Annotated in this window: 17 protein-coding genes; 8 read left to right on the forward strand and 9 right to left on the reverse strand. The window is 74.0% G+C overall.

The features are described from left to right. Nucleotides 1–55 precede the first annotated feature (55 nt). The 5 genes from MUU72_RS25435 (at nucleotide 56) to MUU72_RS25455 (ending at nucleotide 7,562) form a co-directional block, all read left to right on the forward strand. The gene (locus tag MUU72_RS25435; protein ID WP_248015725.1) at nucleotides 56–1,291 is read left to right on the forward strand and encodes an arginine deiminase; all 1,236 of its coding nucleotides are present in this window, start codon (nucleotides 56–58) and stop codon (nucleotides 1,289–1,291) included. Between the two features lie 203 nt (nucleotides 1,292–1,494). After that, nucleotides 1,495–2,499: an ornithine carbamoyltransferase gene (argF, locus tag MUU72_RS25440; RefSeq protein WP_248015726.1), complete on the forward strand. Its 1,005-nt coding sequence runs from the start codon at nucleotides 1,495–1,497 to the stop codon at nucleotides 2,497–2,499. Nucleotides 2,500–2,689: 190 nt separating this feature from the next. Continuing rightward, complete coding sequence (locus tag MUU72_RS25445) at nucleotides 2,690–4,222, forward strand: amino acid permease (RefSeq protein WP_248015727.1); 1,533 nt, start codon at nucleotides 2,690–2,692, stop codon at nucleotides 4,220–4,222. A 176-nt stretch (nucleotides 4,223–4,398) separates the two neighbouring features. Continuing rightward, a complete protein-coding gene (locus MUU72_RS25450) occupies nucleotides 4,399–5,226 on the forward strand; it encodes an enoyl-CoA hydratase family protein (protein WP_248015728.1) in 828 nt (275 codons plus the stop codon). Continuing rightward, complete coding sequence (locus MUU72_RS25455) at nucleotides 5,211–7,562, forward strand: bifunctional salicylyl-CoA 5-hydroxylase/oxidoreductase (protein ID WP_372503258.1); 2,352 nt, start codon at nucleotides 5,211–5,213, stop codon at nucleotides 7,560–7,562. The genes MUU72_RS25450 and MUU72_RS25455 overlap by 16 nt, the downstream gene beginning before the upstream one ends. A 66-nt stretch (nucleotides 7,563–7,628) precedes the next feature. Here the strand turns inward: MUU72_RS25455 and MUU72_RS25460 are convergent, their stop codons facing one another. Then, the gene (locus tag MUU72_RS25460) at nucleotides 7,629–8,624 is read right to left on the reverse strand and encodes a ScbA/BarX family gamma-butyrolactone biosynthesis protein (RefSeq protein ID WP_248015729.1); all 996 of its coding nucleotides are present in this window, start codon (nucleotides 8,622–8,624) and stop codon (nucleotides 7,629–7,631) included. 149 nt (nucleotides 8,625–8,773) lie between these two features. After that, nucleotides 8,774–9,391, reverse strand: coding sequence for a ScbR family autoregulator-binding transcription factor (locus tag MUU72_RS25465; protein WP_248015730.1), 618 nt, complete (start codon nucleotides 9,389–9,391; stop codon nucleotides 8,774–8,776). Nucleotides 9,392–9,585: 194 nt separating this feature from the next. Between MUU72_RS25465 and MUU72_RS25470 the strand changes: the two genes are divergently transcribed. Next, a complete protein-coding gene (locus MUU72_RS25470; protein ID WP_248015731.1) occupies nucleotides 9,586–10,632 on the forward strand; it encodes an MDR family NADP-dependent oxidoreductase in 1,047 nt (348 codons plus the stop codon). 20 nt (nucleotides 10,633–10,652) lie between these two features. Here the strand turns inward: MUU72_RS25470 and MUU72_RS25475 are convergent, their stop codons facing one another. Further along, complete coding sequence (locus tag MUU72_RS25475) at nucleotides 10,653–11,303, reverse strand: TetR family transcriptional regulator (RefSeq protein ID WP_248015732.1); 651 nt, start codon at nucleotides 11,301–11,303, stop codon at nucleotides 10,653–10,655. A gap of 484 nt (nucleotides 11,304–11,787) precedes the next feature. On the opposite strand from MUU72_RS25475, the gene MUU72_RS25480 reads away from it, so the two are divergent. After that, nucleotides 11,788–12,555, forward strand: a complete 768-nt coding sequence (locus tag MUU72_RS25480; protein ID WP_248015733.1) for an HAD family hydrolase — start codon at nucleotides 11,788–11,790, stop codon at nucleotides 12,553–12,555. A 141-nt stretch (nucleotides 12,556–12,696) separates the two neighbouring features. Here the strand turns inward: MUU72_RS25480 and MUU72_RS25485 are convergent, their stop codons facing one another. Continuing rightward, nucleotides 12,697–13,575: a PaaX family transcriptional regulator gene (locus MUU72_RS25485; protein WP_248015734.1), complete on the reverse strand. Its 879-nt coding sequence runs from the start codon at nucleotides 13,573–13,575 to the stop codon at nucleotides 12,697–12,699. 4 nt (nucleotides 13,576–13,579) lie between these two features. Further along, entirely contained in the window at nucleotides 13,580–15,187 is a 1,608-nt protein-coding gene (locus MUU72_RS25490; RefSeq protein WP_248015735.1) for an AMP-binding protein, read from the reverse strand. Between the two features lie 170 nt (nucleotides 15,188–15,357). Between MUU72_RS25490 and MUU72_RS25495 the strand changes: the two genes are divergently transcribed. After that, nucleotides 15,358–16,509 carry an acyl-CoA dehydrogenase family protein gene (locus MUU72_RS25495; protein WP_248015736.1) on the forward strand — a complete coding sequence of 384 codons (1,152 nt, stop codon included), beginning with the start codon at nucleotides 15,358–15,360 and terminating at the stop codon, nucleotides 16,507–16,509. Between the two features lie 706 nt (nucleotides 16,510–17,215). Here MUU72_RS25495 and MUU72_RS25500 read toward each other — a convergent pair. The 4 genes from MUU72_RS25500 to MUU72_RS25515 form a co-directional block, all read right to left on the reverse strand. Beyond that, the gene (locus MUU72_RS25500; protein ID WP_248015737.1) at nucleotides 17,216–17,605 is read right to left on the reverse strand and encodes a hypothetical protein; all 390 of its coding nucleotides are present in this window, start codon (nucleotides 17,603–17,605) and stop codon (nucleotides 17,216–17,218) included. Nucleotides 17,606–17,753: 148 nt separating this feature from the next. After that, a complete protein-coding gene (locus MUU72_RS25505) occupies nucleotides 17,754–19,124 on the reverse strand; it encodes an amidohydrolase family protein (RefSeq protein ID WP_248015738.1) in 1,371 nt (456 codons plus the stop codon). A gap of 81 nt (nucleotides 19,125–19,205) precedes the next feature. Continuing rightward, nucleotides 19,206–20,132, reverse strand: coding sequence for a DMT family transporter (locus MUU72_RS25510; protein ID WP_248015739.1), 927 nt, complete (start codon nucleotides 20,130–20,132; stop codon nucleotides 19,206–19,208). Between the two features lie 145 nt (nucleotides 20,133–20,277). Beyond that, nucleotides 20,278–21,156 carry an NAD-dependent epimerase/dehydratase family protein gene (locus MUU72_RS25515; RefSeq protein ID WP_248015740.1) on the reverse strand — a complete coding sequence of 293 codons (879 nt, stop codon included), beginning with the start codon at nucleotides 21,154–21,156 and terminating at the stop codon, nucleotides 20,278–20,280. Nucleotides 21,157–21,262: the final 106 nt, after the last annotated feature.

The following is a 21,262-nucleotide window of genomic DNA, read 5'->3' on the forward strand; positions in this document are numbered from 1 at the left end:
CCCCGACATCCCCCCACTCCCCACCCCCGGCCCCCGGAGCGGACAAGATGGGGAGATGGGATTCCATGTCGACTCCGAGGCCGGGCCGCTGCGCCGGGTGATCCTGCACCGCCCCGACCTCGAACTGAAGCGGCTCACCCCCACCAACAAGGACACCCTGCTCTTCGACGACGTGCTGTGGGTGCGCCGGGCGCGGGCCGAGCACGACGGGTTCGCCGACGTGCTGCGCGACCGGGGCGTCGAGGTGCACCTCTTCGGGGACCTGCTGGCCGAGAGCCTGCACCTGCCCGAGGCCCGGACGCTGGTCCTGGACCGGGTCTTCGACGAGAAGGAGTACGGGCCGCTGGCGACCGACCACCTGCGGGCGGCGTTCGACGAGCTGCCGGTGTCCGAGCTCGTCGAGGCGCTGGTCGGCGGCATGACCAAGCGGGAGTTCCTGGAGCACCACCCCGAGCCCACCTCGGTCCGCTTCCACGTGATGGACCTCGACGACTTCCTGCTGCGGCCGCTGCCCAACCACCTCTTCACCCGCGACACCTCCGCCTGGATCTACGACGGGGTGTCGATCAACTCGATGCGCTGGCCCGCCCGGCAGCGCGAGACCGTCCACTACGAGGCGATCTACCGCTTCCACCCGCTCTTCCGCGACGAGTCCTTCCACGTCTGGTCGGAGGGCCAAGCGGACTACCCCTCCACGATCGAGGGCGGCGACGTGCTGGTGCTGGGCAACGGCGCGGTGCTGATCGGGATGAGCGAGCGGACCACTCCGCAGGCGGTGGAACTCCTGGCCCGCGGGCTGTTCGCGGCCGGCTCCGCGCACACCATCGTGGCGCTGGACATGCCCAAGCGGCGCGCGTTCATGCACCTGGACACCGTGATGACCATGATCGACGGGGACACCTTCACCCAGTACGCGGGCCTGGGCATGCTCCGCTCGTACACCATCGAACCGGGCGCGGGCCCCAGCGACCTGAAGGTCACCGACCACCCGCCGGAGCACATGCACCGCGCCATAGCGGCCTCCCTCGGCCTCACCGACATCCGCGTGCTCACCGCGACCCAGGACGTGCACTCGGCCGAGCGGGAGCAGTGGGACGACGGCTGCAACGTGCTGGCGGTGGAGCCGGGCGTGGTGGTGGCCTACGAGCGGAACGTGACCACCAACACGTTCCTGCGCAAGCGCGGCATCGAGGTGATCACCATCCCGGGCAGCGAACTGGGCCGGGGCCGGGGCGGTCCGCGCTGCATGAGCTGCCCGGTGACCCGGGACGCGGTGCCGGGGACCGGCTGACGGATGCCCGGCCGGCCACCTTCTCTGTATAGAGATGCGAGGTGTCGTATAGACTTTCATTGCGGAGGGCTTCCCTTGCGGTGTGCAGGGGTGCCCGTCCGCCTGTCCCCTGTCCGCCCTCCGCCACCGGGCCGGCGGTCCGCCGAGCCGCCCTCCGCCGACCCGTGAACCCTCCCCCGCCCCCGCACTCCAGGAGCCCACCCATGGCGATAGACCTCACCGGCCGCCACTTCCTCAAGGAGCTGGACTTCACCGCCGAGGAGTTCCGCCGACTGATCGACCTGGCCGCCGAGCTGAAGGCGGCCAAGCGTGCCGGTACCGAGGTCCGCCGCCTCACGGGCCGCACCATCGCCCTGATCTTCGAGAAGACCTCCACCCGGACCCGCTGCTCCTTCGAGGTCGCGGCCGCCGACCAGGGCGCCTCGACGACCTACCTCGACCCGTCCGGTTCGCAGATCGGGCACAAGGAGTCGGTCAAGGACACCGCCCGCGTCCTCGGCCGGATGTTCGACGCCATCGAGTACCGCGGCAGCCGCCAGTCCGACGTCGAGGAGCTGGCCGCGCACGCCGGGGTGCCCGTCTACAACGGGCTCACCGACGACTGGCACCCGACCCAGATGCTCGCCGACGCGCTGACCATGATCGAGCACGGCGGCGGCCGCCCGCTGGCCGAGACCGCCTTCGCCTACCTCGGCGACGCCCGCAACAACATGGGCAACTCCTACCTCGTCACCGGCGCGCTGCTCGGCATGGACGTCCGGATCGCGGCGCCCCGGCAGCTGTGGCCCGAGGAGGGCGTCATCGCGCAGGCGCGCACGCTCGCCGAGCGCAGCGGCGCCCGGATCACCCTCACCGAGGAGGTCGCCGAGGGCGTCCGCGGCGCCGACTTCGTCGCCACCGACGTCTGGGTCTCCATGGGTGAGCCCAAGGAGGTCTGGGACGAGCGGATCGCGCTGCTCGCCCCGTACGCGGTCACCATGGACGTCCTGCGCGCCACCGGCAAGCCCGGCGTGAAGTTCCTGCACTGCCTGCCCGCCTACCACGACCTCGGCACCGCCGTCGGCCGGGAGATCCACGCCCGGCACGGCCTGACCTCCCTGGAGGTCACCGACGAGGTCTTCGAGTCCGCGCACTCGGTCGTCTTCGACGAGGCGGAGAACCGCATGCACACCATCAAGGCGGTGATGGTGGCGACGCTGGCCCGGTAGTCGGCTCCGCCCTCCCCGCGGTCCCGCCGCCCCCGGCGGCACTGCATAGCCATACGGCCCAATGAGCGATCATGCGGCCGCAGCGGTTACCATCGAGCCGCTCACGGGGTCCGGACCCACCGGTCCGGGCCCCGCTCCGCGCCCGGCCCACCCCCGCCGCGCGCCCCGCACCACCGAGAGAGAACCACCCATGCCCCGCTCAGGCCCGTCCGGACTGCGGATCAAGTCCCCCGACCTGCTCCTCGCCGAATCCGGCGCGGACCTCGACGGCAACGGCCTCCGCCGCAGCATGGGCCTCTTCCAGCTCATCTGCTTCGGCATCGGCGCCATCGTCGGCACCGGCATCTTCGTCGGCCTCTCCGACACCGTCGCCCGCTCCGGCCCCGCCGTCGTCGTCTCCTTCGTCCTGGCGGCCGCCACCTGCGTCTTCACCGCCTTCTCCTTCGCCGAACTGGGCGGCGCCATCCCGGTCTCCGGCAGCTCCTACTCCTACGCCTACGCCACCCTCGGCGAACGCACCGCCTTCCTCGTCGGCTGGTGCCTGCTCCTGGAGTACGGCGTCTCGGTCTCGGCGGTGGCGGTCGGCTGGGGCCAGTACCTCAACCAGCTGCTCGGCGCCCTCACCGGCTGGCAGCTGCCCGCCGCGCTCGCCAACCCGCCCGGTGCCGGCGGCCTCGTCAACGTCCCCGCCGTCGTCGTCCTGCTGCTCGCCGCCGTCCTGCTGGTCCGCGGCATCCGGGAGAGCGCCCGGGCGACCGCCGCGATGGCGGTCCTCAAGCTCGCGGTCCTGGTGCTGTTCTGCGTGATCGGCTTCGGCGCGTTCCGCGGCGGCAACCTCGCCCCGTTCGCGCCCCAGGGCCTGGCCGGGATCACCTCCGGCGCCTCCCTCGCCTTCTTCTCGTACATCGGCTTCGACGCGATCACCACCACCGGGGAGGAGGCCCGCAACCCGCGCCGCACCATCCCCGTCGCGATCATGGTCTGCATCGGGGTGGTCACCGTCCTGTACTGCCTGGTCGCGCTCTCCGCCATCGGGGCGCTCTCGGCCGGCCGGGTCGCGGGCCGACCCGCCGCGCTGTCGCTGATCGTCGACCGGGTCACCCACTCCTCCGCCGGCGGCGCGGTGATCGCCTTCGGCGCGGTCGTCGCCATCGCCTCCGTGGTCCTGGCCGTGATGTACGGGCAGACCCGCATCCTGATGGCGATGTCCCGGGACGGGCTGGTCCCGCGGGTCTTCGAACGGATCTCCCCGCGCACCGCCACCCCCGTCGCCAATACCTGGATCGTCGCGGTGGTCTTCGCCGTCCCGGCCGCAGTCGTCCCGCTGGACGTGGTGATGAACCTGACCACCATCGGCACGCTCGCCGTCATGGCCGTGGTCAACGTCAGCGTGCTGGTCCTGCGCCGCACCCGGCCCGCGCTGCCGCGCCGCTTCCGGGTCCCCCTCTTCCCGCTCAGCCCCCTCCTCGGCCTCGCCTTCTGCGGCTACCTCATCTACGGCACCGGCCCGGCTACCTGGCTCCGCTTCGCCGTCTTCCTCGCCGCCGGTGCCCTGGTCTACGCCGCCTACGGGCGCCGCCGTTCGCGCCTGGCGGCCGCCGGCCGGGAAGCGGAGGACGCGGTCCCGCAGATCCCGGACGCGGTCCCGCAGGCCCCGGACGCGGTCCCGCAGGCCCCGGACGGCGTCCCCGCCCCGGCGGCCCCGGCCGCGCGGAAGGGCTGAACCGCCCGGCCGGGCCACCCCCCCGGACGCCCGGGACGCGCGCCGGCGTATCGCGCCCTCGTGACGACGGTCACGAAGCAGTGATAGCTTCGAGGGGCATTCGCGCGTCCCGCACCGCCACCGCATCCGCGGCCACCGCACGCACCAGCCGTCCGGCTGAAGGGGGCAGCAGACCGATGAGCCCGTTCACAGGATCCGCCCGCGCCACCGGCACCTGGCAGCACCTCCGCGTCACCACGGAGGACGGCGTCGCCACCGTCACCCTGGCCCGTCCCGACAAGCTCAACGCCCTCACCTTCGGCGCCTACGCCGACCTCCGCGACCTGCTCGCCGAACTCTCCCGGGAACGCGCGGTCCGCGCCCTGGTCCTGGGCGGCGAGGGCCGCGGCTTCTGCTCCGGCGGCGACGTCGAGGAGATCATCGGCGCCACCCTCGCCATGGACACCGGCCAACTGCTGGACTTCAACCGGATGACCGGTCAGGTCGTCCGCGCCATCCGGGAGTGCCCCTTCCCCGTCGTCGCGGCGGTGCACGGCGTGGCCGCCGGCGCCGGCGCGGTGCTCGCCCTCGCCGCCGACTTCCGGGTCGCCGACCCCTCCGCCCGCTTCGCGTTCCTCTTCACCCGGGTCGGCCTCTCCGGCGGCGACATGGGCGCGGCCTATCTGCTGCCCCGCGTCATCGGCCTGGGACACGCCACCCGGCTGCTGATGCTCGGCGAACCGGTCCGCGCCACCGAAGCCGAACGCCTCGGACTGATCAGCGAGTTGGCCGAGGAGGGCCGGGCCGGGGAACGGGCCGCCGCCCTCGCCCGCCGGCTCGCCGACGGCCCCGCCCTGGCCCACGCCCAGACCAAGGCCCTGCTCACCGCCGAACTCGACATGCCGCTGGCGGCCGCCGTCGAACTCGACGCCGCCACCCAGGCCCTGCTGATGAACGGCGCCGACTACGCCGAATTCCACGCCGCCTTCACCGAGAAGCGGGCGCCGAAGTGGCAGGGCCGGTGAGCGGCGCCGCGGGCCGCGCCCACCGGCCGCTGAAGGTCGCCGTGCTCGGCGGCGGCCCCGGCGGACTCTACGCCGCGGCGCTGCTCAAACGCCTCGACCCGGACCGCGAGATCACCGTCTGGGAGCGCAACGCCCCCGACGACACCTTCGGCTTCGGCGTCGTCCTCTCCGACGAGACGCTCGGCGGCATCGAACACGCCGACCCCGCCGTCTACCGCGCCCTGCGGGCGGAGTTCGTGCGCTGGGACGACATCGACATCGTGCACCGCGGCCGCACCCTCACCTCCGGCGGCCACGGCTTCGCCGCCCTCGGCCGCCGCCGGCTCCTGGCGGTCCTGCACGAGCGCTGCCGCGCCCTCGGCGTCCGGCTGCGCTTCCGTACCGAGGCCCCGCCGGCGGCGCTGCTGGCCCGCGACCACGACCTGGTGATCGCCGCCGACGGGGTGCACAGCACCACCCGCACCGCGCACGCCGACATCTTCCGCCCGCGGCTGACCACCCACCGCTGCCGCTACATCTGGCTCTCCGCCGACTTCGCCCTGGACGCCTTCCGCTTCGAGATCGCCGACACCGGCCACGGCATCGCCCAGCTGCACGCCTATCCGTATGCCCGCGCCGACGCGGCCGGCCCCGGCCCCGGCGGGCCCGGCGGCGCCAGCACCGTCATCGTCGAGATGCGCGAGGAGGTCTGGCGCGCGAACGGCCTCGACACCCTCGACGAACACGCCTCGGCCGCCTGGTGCGCGGCCCTCTTCGCCAAGACCCTCGACGGCCGCCCGCTGCGCACCAACCGCTCCAGCTGGACCGCCTTCCGCACCGTCGTCAACGCACGCTGGTCGCACGGCCGGATCGTGCTGCTCGGCGACGCCGCGCACACCGCCCACTTCTCCATCGGCTCCGGCACCAAACTCGCCGTCGAGGACGCCCTCGCGCTCGCCGCCTGCCTCCGCGAGCAGCCCACCCTGCCCGAGGCCCTCACCGCCTACGAGGCCGAGCGCCGCCCCGTCGTCGCCTCCACCCAGCGCGCCGCCCGCGCCAGCCTCGAATGGTTCGAGGACCTGGCCACCTACACCCGGCAGCCGCCGTACCAGTTCGCCTTCAACCTCCTCACCCGCAGCCGCCGGGTCACCCACGGCAATCTGCGGCTGCGCGACCCGCACTTCACCGCCACCGTCGCGCAGGAGGCCGGCGTCCCCGCCGGGACCCCGCCGATGTTCACCCCCTTCCGGCTGCGCGGACTGACCCTGCGCAACCGCGTCGTGGTCTCCCCGATGGACATGTACGCCGCCGACGGCGACGGCACCCCCGGCGACTTCCACCTCGTCCACCTCGGCGCCCGCGCGCTGGGCGGCGCCGGCCTGGTCATGACGGAGATGGTCTGCGTCAGCCGCACCGGCCGCATCACCCCCGCCTGCACCGGCCTGTACGCCCCGGAGCACGAACGGGCCTGGCGGCGGATCACCGACTTCGTGCACACCCAGGCGCCCGGCACCGCCCTCGGCGTCCAGCTCGGCCACTCCGGCCGCAAGGGCTCCACCCGCCGCATGTGGGAGGGCATCGACCAGCCGCTCCCGGAGGGCAACTGGCCCGTCGTCGCCCCCTCCGCACTGCCCTACCGGCCCGGCGTCAGCCAGCTCCCGCACGCCCTGACCCCGGACGAACTGACCGCGATACGCGAGCAGTTCGCCCGATCCGCCGCGTCCGCCGCGCGCGCCGGCTTCGACCTCCTCGAACTCCACTGCGCCCACGGCTACCTCCTCTCCGGCTTCCTCTCCCCGCTGACCAACCAACGCACCGACGCCTACGGCGGTTCCCGCGCCGCCCGCCTCCGCTTCCCCCTGGAGGTCTTCGACGCGGTCCGCGCGCAGTGGCCCGCCGACCGGCCCATGACGGTCCGGATCTCCGCCACCGACTGGGCGGACGGCGGCACCACCCCCGACGACGCGGTGGCGATCGCCGCCGCCTTCGCCGAGCACGGCGCGGACGCCATCGACGTCTCCACCGGGCAGGTCGTCGCCGACGAGAGCCCCGACTTCGGCCGCTCCTACCAGACCCCGTTCGCCGACCGCATCCGCAACACCCTCGGCGTCCCCGTCATCGCGGTCGGCGCCATCTCCTCCTGGGACGACGTCAACTCCCTGATCCTGGCCGGCCGCACCGACCTGTGCGCCCTGGGCCGCCCGCACCTCTACGACCCGCACTGGACCCTGCACGCCGCCGCCGAACAGGGCTACACCGGCCCCGGCGCCCCCTGGCCGGCGCCCTACCGGGCCGGCAGCCGCACCCCGCCCACCGGCCGCACCGACGCGCCGAAGCCCCGCCTCACGCTGCCCTGACGGGGAGGCCGGACGCAGCGGGACGGGGCCGTGGGCGGGGACGGGGCGCCGCCTGGCGCACCGCCACTACGGGGCGGGCGCACCGCCGGGCAGCGGCAGACTGGCGACCCGCGCCTCCAGCACCCGCCGGCCGTGCTGCTCGGCGCCCACCACGACCTCGCACCGGCCGTCGCCGGCCGCCGCACCGGCCCGGGCCTGCACCCAGCACGGCGCGTCCAGTTCGGCGTACCGTTCGAAGGAGCACGCCAGCGCGACCGGCAGCGACGGGCCGGGCGCCGCGGCCCGCGCGGCCTGCCGCACCGCCTCGATCATCAGCATCCCCGGCGTGTGGTCCACCGGGTGGTCGAAGAGCACCGGGTGCCCGGTGTCCACCCGCAGCTGCCAGCGGCCGGGCCGGTCCGCCGGCGCCAGCACCACGTCCCCGGCCCGCTCCCGGCCCACCAGCTGCGGCGCCACCGGCCGCGGCGGCGGCAGCCGGCGGGCGTTGGCCAGCGCCAGGTCACCGTAGGCGCCGCGCAGCCGGCGGTAGACCTCCGGACTGTGGCAGGAGTACTCCAGCGCGGCCACCGCCAGATCGGCTCCGTCGCACCGGATCCGGAACTCCTGGTGCGCGCTGACCAGCCGCTTCCGGCGCCGCACCACCTCCCGGTCGGTGACCTGGAGCTGGATGTCGGCGGGGGTGTCCGCGGCGCGCAGCGCGGCCGGCCGGAGGTCGTAGCGGACCTTCTGCCAGACGATCGGGTGGTCCAGCGGGACCCCGTGCGCGACATGGCTCAGTAATATCCCCGCCTGCCGCACCGTCTCGATCAGCAGCAGCGGGTCGTGCAGCCCGTGCGCCGGCCCGTAGAAGCTGTGGGCGCGCGGCCACTGGGCGGACACCCGCCAGCCGCCCGGCCCGCCGCGCCGCCAGTTCGTCAGGAACACCTCGGACACCGCGGTCCGGTGGACGTACTCCCGGGGCACCGTCGTGGTCAGCGCCCGTGGTCGGTTTCCGTCCGCGAGGCGGCCGTCGCCGCCGCCGAACTGGTCGCGGGTGTACGGGGTGAGGGTGGCGCTGGCCATGGAGGTCCTTTCTGGGGGGCGGCTCACAGCGCCCTGACGGACGGGAGGTCCGGTCTCCGGCCCGGGCACTTCACGCTACGAACCATGTGGTTTGTTTCAACGGTGTTGTGCGGGCCGTTCCCCCGTCAGGGCGACGGGTGGGGGGACGGTCAGACAGCGAGCTTCACCGAGCGGCCGTGCGGGTCGAGATGGCTCAGCGCGCCCGGTGAGGCCAGCCCCGGGAGGAGGTGTCTCCACAACGTCGTGACGCGCTCGGGGAGATCGGCGCGGTCGGTCGCGGCACGCGAGAACAACTGCACGCCCATGTAGGAGGAGACGAAGAGCTCCGCGGCCCGCTCCGGTGCCACGCCGGGCAGTAACTCGCCGTTCTCCCGGGCCTCGCGGAACATCGTGGTCATGATGTCCGTCCACGCCTGGTAGGGGACCAGCGGCTCCTCGCTGAAGGTGGTCTCCACCGCGATCCGGGTGCCGGCCTGGAGCAGCGGGTCGCTGCGCAGCGCCAGCGACACCTGGTGCGTGAAGTCGATCGCGTCCTGGAGGCGGGACTCGGTGACCGGCGGGAGGAACGGCTCGGTCTGCTCGCGGATGACCGCGCGCGCCAGGGCGTCCTTGGACCGGAAGTGGAAGTAGACGGCACCCTTGGTCACCCCCGCGCGCTGGATGATCTCGGCCATGGTGGCGGCCTGGTAGCCGCGCACGCCGATGACGTGGGCCGCGGCTTCGAGGACGGCGCGCCGGGTGCGCACTGCGCGTTCCTGCTTGACCACCGATCATCCTCCGTATGCTCTCGTGGAGTTGTAGTGCCTGGGTGCGACCCGCTGCCGTGGCCGCGCAGTCTATTTCCGCATCATAAAGAAGCCAACCGTGCGGTATTCATCGGCTGAGCGCCGTTCACGGCCGGATTCGGCGCCCGGGCGGAGCGGCGCCCGCGGTGCCGCCCGAGTGCGCAAGGAGCAGACCGATGCCCGACCCCGCCGACCCCGCCGTCCCCGTCCCGCCGGGCCTCCCCGCCCTCCACCGGGAGGTGCGGCTGGCCCGCCGCGTCGGCGGTGCGGCGCTGACGGAACGTCACTTCACGGTGGCGGAGGTCCCGGTGCCCAGGCCGGGGCCGGGCCAGGTCCTGGTCCGCACCCGGCTGATGGCGGTCACCGCGGCGACGCGGACCCGGATGACCGCCGCGCCGCTGCCGATGCCGTCGTTCGAGCCGGGGCGGCCGCTGTCGGGCGCCGCGATCGGCGAGGTGGTGGCCGCGCCCGGCGGGGACCCGGCCCCCGGTGACCTCGTCCACCACCCCTGCGGCTGGCGGGAGTACGCGGCCGTGGACCGGGACCGGGTGCGCCGGCTGGCGCCGGACGCGCTGCCGTTCCCCGCCGCGCACCTCTCCCAGGGCGCGACCGCCTGGGGCGCGCTGCGCCGGGCCGCCGGGGTGCGGGAGGGCGACACCGTCTTCGTCAGCGGCGCGGCCGGCGGGGTGGGCAGCCTGGCCGGGCAGCTGGCCCGCCGGCTCGGCGCCGGCCGGGTGGTCGGCAGCACCGGCTCGGCGGCCAAGGCCGCACGGCTGCGCGCGGAGCTGGGCTACGACGCCACCGTCGTCCGCGGCGCCGGTCCCATCGAGGAGCAGCTGCGGGCCGCGGCGCCGGAGGGGATCGACGTCCTGCTGGACACCGTCGGCGGGGAGCAGCTCCGCGCGGCGCTCGCGGTGGCCCGCCCGGACGCCCGCTTCGCCCTGGTCGGCGCGCTCTCCAGCCAGCTGGGCGGCGGCGGGATGTCCTGCCCGGTCGAACTGGACTCCGCGGTGATCATCACTCGCCGGATCGCGCTGCGCGGTTTCGGGCTGCACGCCCACCCCGACCTGCCGGCGGAGTGGACCGCGGAGTTCGGCCGCGGGCTGCGGGACGGCTCGCTGGTCTTCCCGCACACCGTGCTCCGCGGCATCGAGCAGGCGCCGCGCGCGCTGTGCGAGCTCACCTCGGGCCGTCATGTGGGGTCCGTCCTCGTGGAGGTCTGAGCCCGGCGCGGACCGGGCGGTCAGCCCGCCGGCACCTGCGCCGGCGCCGGGATCCCGCCCGCCATCGCCCGGTCCGAGGGCGCCGGCAGCAGGTCCCACAGGCCGGTGACCGCCTCCGCGTCCCACCACGTCCGGTCGGCGCCGCCCAGGTGCAGCAGACCCACCACCACCGACGTCAACAACTGGGCGGTACGGCGCGGTTCGGCGTCCGAGGGGCGCGGGCCGGTGAGCCCGCCCCCGCCGGCCATCCCGCCGGTGCCGCAGGTCACCGCCTTGTCGAGGAAGAGCGCGTACCAGCGCTGCTCCAGGGCGTGGATGTCCAGACCGGGCGCGGTCTCCGGGCGCAGCCGCAGTCCGGCGCGCAGCACCGCGTCCGACTGCACCCGGTCGAACAGCTCGACGGCGAAGTCCCGGACGGCGACGGTCAGCGGCTCGGGGGAGCGCAGGAAGCCCTCCTCGATGGCGTTGAGGGTGGCCAGCGCGGTGTCCCGGACGGCGAGGGTCAGGTCGTCCTTGGACGTGAAGTGGAAGTAGAGGGCTCCCTTGCTGAGGCGGGCCCGCCGGCTGATCTCGACCATGCCCGCGGCGGGCACTCCCTTTTCCAGGAACGTCTCTGCGGCCGAGCGGATGAGCGCCTGGCGGCTCTGGATGGCGCGATGCTGCGTGGGCACGTGTCCGTCCCGTCTCTCGTACGACTGCAACGTGTGTGCAGTCTACAGAGAAAACCAACCATGCGGTTCGCTATGCTCGGGACAAATGGCCGGATCCGCCCGGCCCTGTCGTGAAGCCGCCGTCCCGGCGGTGGCCGGGCTTCCACTTCTCCGCCCCGGCCGCGGGTAACCAGTCTGGGCCCGTGCCGGAGCGCTTGTCGACCCGTCAGGGAGAGGCTAAGGCGCATTGACAAACAGCGCAGGCGGTTTTTAAATCTCCGAAGGCGGTAAACGGGACGATCCCTTCCGTTGCCGCCGCTTCGACGGTCGCGTACCGCCCTTGGACAGCGGTGCGCCACGGCGAGACCGCCTCTGCCGCCCCAGTCGTCGACCGCAGGCCCGCCCGACCAGCTGAGCCCGCACAGGCACCCGAGCCCCCGCACCCCATCGGAACCCGGAAAGGTCCCCATCCATGCGCGTATCAATGGAAGTCGGCGAACGTCCTGTGAGAGGCGCGCGGAGCGCCGGCGGCGAGACGCTCAGGGCCGCCGTCTTCGATCTGGACGGCACCCTCGCCAACACCCTGCCCGCGATCAGCAAGCTGCTGGTCAAGGTGGCCGCGGAGCAGGGCTGTTCGGTGACCGCGCGGCAGGCGGCCGCGGCCATCGGCAAGCCCCCGGCCGCCGCGTTCGGCCGGCTGCTGGGCCGCCCCGAGGAGGACGGCCGGGTCCAGGCCGCCATCTCCCGCTACCGCGAACTGTTCGCCTACGAGGTCCTGTGCCAGGGCCCGCAGCTGCTCTACCCCGGAGTGACGGCCGGGCTGTCCGCGCTGCGCGCCCACGGCGTCGAACTCGCCGTCGCCACCTCCAAGACGACCCGCAGCGCCGAGGCCCTGCTGGATGTGATGGGCATCCGCGACCTGGTCGGCCCGGTCGTCGGGCAGGACATGGTCCGGCGCGGCAAGCCGCACCCGGAGATGGTGCTGCGCGCGGCCGGCCGGCTGGGCGTCCCGGCCTGGCAGAGCGCGTACGTGGGGGACACCGTCGGGGACATGCGGATGGCGGTGACCGCGCGCATGGAGCCGGTCGCGGTCACCTACGGCAAGGGCACGTTCGGGGAGCTGGCCGCGGTCGCCGGGACGCGGATGTGCGGCTCGTTCAAGGACGTGGTGTCGGTGATCGCCGCCGCCCGGCCGCGTCCGTCGGCCGCCGCCGTGCCGGCCCGGCCGCGCGCCGCCGCCGTCCCGGTCGGCGCGTACCAGCGGCGCCGCTGACCCTGTTGAGGGGCGCACGGGGCGCCCGCGGCCCAGGGGGAAGGACGGGGCCGCGGGCGGGGGCGGCGACGGGAGGACGCGGGGGCCGCTGCGCGCGGGGGAACCGCCCGGTCCGGGGGAAGCCGGGCGGCGCGGGGGAGTTCAGCCGCCGTCCTGGGTGCGGGGCGGCCCGCCGATCACCTCGTGGACGTAGCGGGCGCCGGCCGCCCGGAGCGTGGTGTGCAGCCGGCCGAACACCTCGGCGGCGCGGCCGCCCGGCCAGTCCTCCGGCAGGAGGGGAGAGGGCAGACCGGGGTCCGCGTAGGGCAGGCGGCGCCAGGCGTCCAGGGCCGGCAGGTAGTCGCGGTAGGCCGCCTCGGGGGGTATCGTCCGCCGCCGCGACCAGCGCGCCAGGACCGGTTCGTGCGCGGCCAGGAAGGCGCGGTAGCGGGCGGCCAGGGCGTCCAGGTCCCACCAGCGGGCCACCGCCCGCGCGGTGGGCGTGAAACCGGCGTGGGTGCCGGTGAACAGCTCGACGTAGGTGCTCAGTTGGAGCCGTTCGAGGGTGTGCCGGGTCTCCTCGGCCAGGTGCGCGGGGGCGATCCACACACCGGGCGCGGCGGTGCCGAAGCCCAGCCGGGCCAGCCGGGAGCGCAGCAGGTGGCGCTTGTGCCGCTCCTCCTCGGGGACCGAGAAGACGGCCAGCACCCAGCCCTCCGGCCGGCCGGCGGCGGGCCGCCCGAAGATCCGGCGGTCGCCGTCCGCCAGCAGCTCCCGGCCCGCCTCCGACAGCCCGTACGCGGCGGCCCCGCCGGCCGTGCGCTCCGCGGCCAGCAGCCCGCGGCGCTTGAGCCGGGAGACCGCGGAGCGCACCGACGGCGGGTCCACGCCGAGCGTGCCGAGCAGCCGGATCAGCGCGGCCACCGGCACCGGGCCGTCCGCGCCGCCGGGGCCCGCCGGGCCGTCCGCGCCGCGCCCGTAGGCCCCGTAGAACGAGACGATCAGGGAGCGCGGGGTGTGCCGGTCGGTTTCGTCGCTCACCGGATCACTCTAAATCCCGGCCGCGCAGCCGGAAGCGCTGGACCTTGCCGGTGGGGGTGCGCGGCAGCGCGGTGCGGAAGACCACCTCCCGCGGGCACTTGTAGGGAGCTATCCGGGTTTTGACGAACGTCCGCAGCGCGGCCGCGGTCTCCTCCCCGGGCGGTACGCCGTCCCGCAGCACCACGTGCGCGACGACCACCTCGCCGCGCTCCTCGTCGGCCCGGCCGACCACCGCCGCCTCGGCGACGTCCGGGTGCCGGAGCAGCGCGTCCTCCACCTCCGGGCCGGCGATGTTGTACCCGGCCGAGACGATCATGTCGTCGGCGCGGGCGACATAGCGGAAGTAGCCGTCGCGGTCCCGGATGTAGGTGTCCCCGGTGAGGTTCCAGCCGTCCCGGACGTACCCGGTCTGCCGGGGGTCGGCGAGGTAGCGGCAGCCGGTCGGGCCGCGGACCGCCAGCAGGCCCGGCTCGCCGTCCGGCACCGGCAGCCCGTCGGGACCGACCACCCGGGCCTCGAACCCGGGCACCGGCAGCCCGGTCGTCCCGGGCCGTATCGCGTCGTCGGCGGCGGAGAGGAAGATGTGCAGCAGCTCCGTGGCGCCGATCCCGTTGATGATCCGCAGCCCGGTCGCCTCGTACCAGGCACGCCAGGTCGCCGCCGGGAGGTTCTCGCCCGCGGACACGCAGCGGCGCAGCGAGGACAGGTCGTGCCCGGGCAGTTCGGACAGCATCGCCCGGTAGGCGGTCGGCGCGGTGAACAGCACCGAGACCCGGTGCGCCGCGATGTCGCCGAGCAGGTGCGCGGTCCCGCCCCACTCCGCGAGGTACGCCGACGCCCCGGCCCGCAGCGGGAAGACCACCAGCCCGCCGAGCCCGAAGGTGAAGCCGAGCGGCGGGCTGCCGGCGAACACGTCGTCCGGGCGGGGCCGGAGCACCTGCGCGGAGAAGGTGTCGGCGATCGCCAGCACATCGCGGTGGAAGTGCAGGCACCCCTTGGGGCGCCCGGTGGTGCCCGAGGTGAAGGCGATCAGCGCCACGTCGTCGGAGGCGGTCGGCACCGCCTCGTACGGCGCGCCGCCGGGCCGCGCGCACCGGGCCAGGTCGTCCGGGGCGTCACCGCCGAACGTGGTGATCCGCAGGCCCGGCACCCCGGCGCGGGCCAGGTCGCCGACCGAGCGGATGTCGCACAGCGCGTGCCCGACCCGGCCGATCCGGCAGATCGTGGCGAGTTCGCCGGGCCGGTGCGCGGCCAGCACCGTCACCGCCACCGCGCCCGCCTTCATCACGGCGAGCCAGCAGGCGGCCAGCCACGGGGAGGTGGGGCCGCGCAGCAGGACGCGGTTGCCCGGGACGACGCCGAGCGGGCCGGACAGGGTGTGGGCGATCGCGTCGACCCGGGCCCGCAGCTCCCCGTAGGTCCACACCTCGCCGCCGGCGCCGAGGAACGCCGGCCGGTCCGCGCCCATCCGGGCGCAGGTGGCGTCCAGCAGCTCCGCGCCGCAGTTCAGCCGGTCGGGATAGCCCAGGTCGGTGAGGTGCGGCCACTGCTCGGGCGGTGGCAGTCCGTCGCGGGTGAAGGTGTCGGTGTGGGCCGAGGACCGTAGCTCCATGCGGGGTGCGCCCCCTTGGGCCGGTGGCCGCCGGGCGGCCGGGAGGGGTGGAGGTGGGGTGCCGTACGGATCCTCGTCAGCGTAACGTCTTCGTGACGGCAGTCAACAGACCGCGATAACGTCCGCCGGGTCGTCACCGCGCCGGGCACCGCTACCAGGGGAGCCGCCTCGTGACCGCATTCGCACTGGGACCGGACGAAGAGGAGTGGTGCGCGCGGCTGCGCGCCCTGGCGGCCGGGCGGCTGCGGCCGCTGGCGGAGCGCGGCGAACCGGGCCGCGTCAACCGCCCGCTGGTCGCCGCCCTCGGCGAACTGGGCCTGCTGGCGCGCCTGTTCCCCGGCGGCGGCAGTCCGCGGGCGCTGGAGGTGTGCCTGCTGCGGGAGTCGCTGGCGCGGGAGTGCACGGAGGCGGAGACCGCGCTGGCGCTCCAGGGGCTGGGGGCCTGCCCGGTCGTCCAGTCCGGTACGGACGCCCAACGGGAGCGCTGGCTGCCGGAGGTGACGGCCGGACGGGCGGTGGCGGCCTTCGCGCTGAGCGAGCCGGACGCCGGCTCGGACGCCGCCGCGCTGACCCTGGCCGCCGAGCCCGACGGTCCGGACCGCTGGCGGCTCACCGGTGAGAAGTGCTGGATCTCCAACGCGCCCGAGGCCGACGTCATCACCGTCTTCGCCCGCACCGGCGGCGCGCCCGGCGCCCGCGGCATCACCGCCTTCCTGGTCCCCGCCGACCGCCCCGGACTGGGCGGCGAACGGCTGGACATGCTCAGCCCGCACCCGATCGGCACCCTCGTCTTCGACGGCACCCCGGTGACCGGCGCGGACGTCCTGGGGGAGGTGGGCGGCGGCTTCGGGGTGGCGATGCGCACCCTGAACCTCTTCCGGCCCAGCGTCGGCGCGTTCGCGGTCGGCATGGCGCAGGCCGCGCTGGACGCCGCGCTGGCGCACGCCGGCACCCGCACCGCGTTCGGCGGCCCGCTGAAGGACCTCCAGTCGGTCGGTCACCGCCTCGCCGAGATGGCCACCCGCGTCGAGGCCGCCCGCCTGCTGGTCTACGCGGCGGCCGCCGCCTACGACCGCGGCGACCCCGGCATCGCCCGCCGCTCGGCGATGGCCAAACTCCTGGCCACCGAGACCGCCCAGGAGGTGGTGGACGCCGCCGTCCAGATCCACGGCGCCCGCGCCCTGCGCCGCGGCCACCTCCTGGAACACCTCTACCGCGAGGTCCGCGCCCCCCGCATCTACGAGGGCGCCACGGAAGTCCAACGCTCCCTCATCGCCCGGGAGCTGTACCGGGAGCTGTACCGGGAGGGGGGACGGGGGTGAGGGGTGGGGGCAGATGTCCCGGGAGAGACCAGCCGGCGCCATGACCTGCGGCGATGCGCGGGGTTCAGTCGCTGAGCTGGGAGAATGGTCTGTCAGTTGTTTCACGCTCGGGCCGGTTGATGAAGCCGGAAGTCCCAGAAAAGTCCCAGAGCGCTCCCACGGCTGGCGGAGGCTTTTTCGGCTCTGCTCGACATAGGGCAGCGCGGCGGGCCGCCCGCAGCACGCCGGGAGGCGGCCGGTGCTTCCACAGCGGCGGGACCGGGCTCGCCCGACCTTTGTGGGAGCCGGCTGCCGGGCACGCGTGAGCGGCTCGCAAGAAGAACGCCCGCGCCCGGGGCCGTCCTTCTGGACGGCGTGGGGCGCGGGCGGGCGGAAGGGCCTCGGAGGGTTACGCCGTTACGGGTGCCGGTTCCGGACGCAGCGCCGCTAGAGGAGAGCGTCGGCCCTTCTCCACCATGCGCAGCTGCTCCCAGCCGTCCTCGGGGTGCTCGGCGGGCACCGCGTCGGACCTCGATTGACTGCGGGGAGCGGACCCATCCGAGCCGGACCGTGTGGTCGAGGTCGGCACGGCGGGAATCCGACGAGTTCGCAGATTCCTGGAGCCTTCTCGTAGCGAACCAGAGGGAGGTTGCGCCTGAGTAGCGCACCTGCTCGTCGGGTTCGTGCCGGGTCTGTCCGTCTTTGGAGCGTCCCAGGAGGGCGGCCTTCAGCCGGAGCTTCTGCTGGCGCCGGACGCGTCGCCGCTCTTCCCACCCGGGATCGGTGTCCTGTCCGTCTTGTTCTTCGCAGCCGCCCCCTTCGACCTGGCCTGCTCCGCCACGGTGGCCACCTTGTCCAGCGCGTTCAGGACGCCCTCGGCCAGGTGCGTGCCGGCCGCGTCGTGGTGAGCGCGCGCGGCGGTCGAGCCGCGGCCGTCGATTCCGTCGGCTTCGTCGAGGAGGCGCAGTTGGGTGGCGGCTTCGAGCTGGCGGGGGTGGTTCAGCCGGACGAGGCCCTCGTGGGCGGCGCTCAAGGTGGCGCGGGCCTCTTCGGTGCGGTGGAGGCGGCTCAGAGTGATGCCGAGGTCGAGGCGGGCCGTCTCGCTCCAACTGGGCATCCGGGCCGCGTGGCGCACGGCTGGTGGAACGATCGGGCCGTCGCGGACCGGAAGTTCGCCGGCTGGGTGGGCGAGTACGGTGCCCTCCCCGGGTCGTCCTCGCGGACGAGGAGAGCGGCCGCACGCGCGATCGGCCGGTGGTTCGGGTTCAGGCGGGGAGCGGCAGGCCGGCGGCGTGGAACAGCCGGTCACGGGAGGCCGCGGCCTCCTCGAAGACGGCGTCGCCACCCCTCAGCACACCGTTCTCCTTGAGGACGTCACCCGCCACCACGACCAGGTCGACGTTGCCGGCGTGGCCGCCCGCGACGATCGTGGCCGCAACGTCCGTGGCGGGCAGCATGTTGGCGTGGTCGAGTCGGATCATGATGAGGTCGGCCTCCTTACCCGGGGTCAGACTGCCGGTGCGGTCGTCGATGCCCGCGGCCCGCGCGCCTTCGATGGTCGCGAAGGAGAGCAGGTCGGCGGCGTCGAAGGCCGGCAGGCCGGGGCTGCGGTCCAGGGGGCCGGCGGCACCGGCGAGGATCAGCTGCTGGTAGGCGAGCGTCGCCCGCATGACGCCGAACATGTCACCGCTGACGATCGTCTCGGTGTCCACACTCAGGCTCGGACGGACACCGGCGGCCAGCAGCCGGTTGGTGGCCGGCTGGCCCAGGCCAGGCATGAAGACCTCCAGGGCGCCGGCCACGGACGCGGTGGCGCCGTGCGCGGCCAGCATCCTCAGCTCCTCGTCGGTCGAGGTGCAGCAGTGGATGAACGTCATGTCGGAGGCCAGCAGGCCCGTCTCGGCGAGCTGCCGAATGGCCTGCTGCTGCGCCCCCCACTCACCCAGTCCCACGTGCATGCTGATGCGCAGGCCCAGTTCGCGGGCGAGCCGGATGTCCCGCTCGGAGACCTCTGGTGTGGACAGCTCCGGTCCGCGGAGCATCGCGTTCAGCGTGACCCGTGCCGAGTCGTCGGGCAGCACCTCGTCGCGGATACGCCGGATGTCGTCGGGGTGCGAACGGTCGCTGCCGAACTGCCACTGCTCGGCCTCCGTCGACGGCCAGCCGTGGTCGAAGACGGCACGGATGCCCGACTCCCAGTGCGCCGCGATCGCTGCGTCCGAGTGCTCGGGGCTGTTGCTGATGTGGGACTCGTCCCGCACGGTCGTCACCCCGGAGTCGAGGGACATCAGGTCCGCCGCCAGGTTGCCGATGTGCACGTCGCGGGGATCGAAGTACTGGCCGAGGCCGATCTGCACCTGGCTGCGGTACTCCTGGTAGGTCCAGGCGGGGCCGAGGTTGCGCAGCGCCCCCTGCCAGTTGTGGCGGTGGGTGTCGATGAAGCCGGGCAGCACGGCATTGCCCGTACCGTCGACGACCCGGGCCCGGTCGTCGGACAGGTCCCGGCCGACCTCGATGATCCTGCCGTCGGCGACGAGGACGTCACCCACGAAGGTGCCGAGCTTGTCGTCCTGCGTCATCAGGTATGCATCCTTGATCAGGATGCGTTCCTTGTTCTGCGGGTGGTTGTGGGACATCTGTGGTTCCTTTCGTGCCATGGGCGGCACTGTGTTGCTCGTCTCTCGAGGATGGTGTGAAAGGGGCGGCGTGGACGCGGCTCACTGTCCGTCGGTGCTACTCGGGCGCCGGGAAGCGATCCAGACGGCGGCAAAGGTGAGCAGCGCACCGAGAACGGTCAGAGCGGAAGGGGACCGGCCGCCGGAGGGGGCCAGGAACTCCAGCGCGATGGAACTGGCCAGCTGTCCCGCGATCGAGGCCATGCTCAGCAGCAGGACACCGATGCGGCGCACGAGAAACGCCGAGGCGCCGATGAACACCACGCCGCACAGACCACCGAGGTAGACCCACCAACTGGTGGGCAGCGCATGCCCCGGCGTTTCCCGGACCAGGGTCTTCGCACCCCAGGCGACGACGAGGAAGGCCGCTCCGACGAAGAAGTTGAGCCAGGTCGCCGCGAGAGGCGAGCCCGACGCGGCGGTCGACGCCCCGTTCAGGGCCTGCTGCACGCCCAGCAGGAACCCAGCGGCTGTCGCTGCGAGGGCCGGCAGGATGATCTCGGCGGGTGCCGGGGCGTCGGTGAGCCGGGGAAGGGCGGACACGACGGCGGCGACCAGGATGACGGCCGCTCCCGTGAGCCGCGTCGCGCCGGGGCGTTGCTTCGGACCACCGCCGATGCCCCGGGCGTCCACGATGAGACCGCCGAGGGTCTGGCCGCCGAGGGCCGACACGGTGAACACGGCGATACCGGTGACCAGCGCGGCGGTGGACTGCGCCAGAGCGAACGTGCCGCCGAGTACCCCGGCCAGCAGGTAGCGGCGAGGGAGGCGGCCGTCGCGGGCGGCTCCGGCCAGGCGGCCCAGCGCGCCGCGCAGTGCTGGCGAGAAGACCGCGAGGACGGACAACAGGACGAGTCCACCGGAGAAGCTGATGGCCGCCGCGGCGATGCCGTCGTCGAGGCGATGACTCAGCTCGCCGTTCAGACGGGCCTGTACCGGTACCACCATGCCGGCGGCGATGGCCGCCACGACGGCCAGGGAACCGCCGCGCGGTGCTGACGGACGCGCGGGACCCGAGGACGGCACACCGGAACCGGTACGGGAGCGGTTCGGTCCGGGCGGTGCGGCGGGAGTGCTCATGTCGATTCCTTCGCGAAGGGGGCGCGAGGCTCGGTCAGAAGCCCGTGCGCGCGATGTCGTCGAGGATCGACGGAGCCTGGGGTGACCAGCCGAGCACCCGTCGGGCGTTGTCGCCCGAGGCCCGCTGGTCGAGCAGCAGCGCCTCACCGAGCAGACCCAGCCGGTCCAACGTCTGCACGACCGGCTCGGACTCCACCCGTCCGGCCAGACCGACGGCACGGCTCACCGCTTCGCTGATCTCCCGCACGGTCGGGTTCTCGCCGCTGGCGCCGAGGAAGTACGAACCGGCCGGCGCCTTCTCCAGCGCGAGCACGTACAGCTCGGCCAGGTCGTCCACGTGCACCGTGCTCCAGTGCTGGTCACCGGGCCCGACCATAGTGAGCGCCGGGGTGTCGCCGCCGGTCCGCGGGCCGGCGGCGACGAGGTTCAGCAGGCCGCCGCCGTGGCCGTACACCACCGCCGGTGCGATCACCGAGGTCCGGACGCCCTGGGCGCCGAGGACGAGTTCGGCGACGGGCACACGCCAGGCGGTGAGCCGCGGGGCGTTCATGGCGGTCGACTCGGTGATCGCCGTACCGCTGCCGTGCACCCAGACGCCGGTGGTGTGCACGAACGGCCGGTCCGTGTTCCGCAGCGCGCGCAGGAAGCTCGCGACAGCGATCTCGTCGACGGTCGCACTGGTCTCGTCACCCGGCGACGCCACGTGGATCACGCCGTCCCGCGAGTTCGCGAGTTCTTCGAGGGCGCTGCCGTCGGACAGGTCGGCGATCGCCGGCTCCGCGCCCGTGGCCCGCACCAGCTCGGCCTTCCCGGCGGAGCGAACCACGGCGGTCACCTGGTGCCCTCCGGAGATGAGCCGGTCGAGTACCGAGGCTCCGATGTAGCCGGTGCCGCCGGTGAGCAGTACACGCATGGTCATCCTCTTTCGCTGACGTTTCCGTTGATGGGCCGGGCCGGTGGCCCGCACGACAACAGTCGCTCCGCCCGGCTATCGTGTCCAACGAATGTTTCCGAAGACG

Source organism: Streptomyces rhizoryzae, from assembly GCF_023155275.1.
In the GTDB taxonomy this organism is placed as follows: domain Bacteria; phylum Actinomycetota; class Actinomycetes; order Streptomycetales; family Streptomycetaceae; genus Streptomyces; species Streptomyces rhizoryzae.

Coding starts and splice junctions, on each gene's coding strand:
- MUU72_RS25435 (WP_248015725.1), top strand. CDS start 56: ATGGGATTCCATGTCGACTCCGAGGCCGGGCCGCTGCGCCGGGTGATC.
- argF (WP_248015726.1), top strand. CDS start 1,495: ATGGCGATAGACCTCACCGGCCGCCACTTCCTCAAGGAGCTGGACTTC.
- MUU72_RS25445 (WP_248015727.1), top strand. CDS start 2,690: ATGCCCCGCTCAGGCCCGTCCGGACTGCGGATCAAGTCCCCCGACCTG.
- MUU72_RS25450 (WP_248015728.1), top strand. CDS start 4,399: ATGAGCCCGTTCACAGGATCCGCCCGCGCCACCGGCACCTGGCAGCAC.
- MUU72_RS25460 (WP_248015729.1), bottom strand. CDS start 8,624: ATGGCCAGCGCCACCCTCACCCCGTACACCCGCGACCAGTTCGGCGGC.
- MUU72_RS25470 (WP_248015731.1), top strand. CDS start 9,586: ATGCCCGACCCCGCCGACCCCGCCGTCCCCGTCCCGCCGGGCCTCCCC.
- MUU72_RS25490 (WP_248015735.1), bottom strand. CDS start 15,187: ATGGAGCTACGGTCCTCGGCCCACACCGACACCTTCACCCGCGACGGA.
- MUU72_RS25500 (WP_248015737.1), bottom strand. CDS start 17,605: ATGCCCAGTTGGAGCGAGACGGCCCGCCTCGACCTCGGCATCACTCTG.
- MUU72_RS25505 (WP_248015738.1), bottom strand. CDS start 19,124: ATGTCCCACAACCACCCGCAGAACAAGGAACGCATCCTGATCAAGGAT.
- MUU72_RS25515 (WP_248015740.1), bottom strand. CDS start 21,156: ATGCGTGTACTGCTCACCGGCGGCACCGGCTACATCGGAGCCTCGGTA.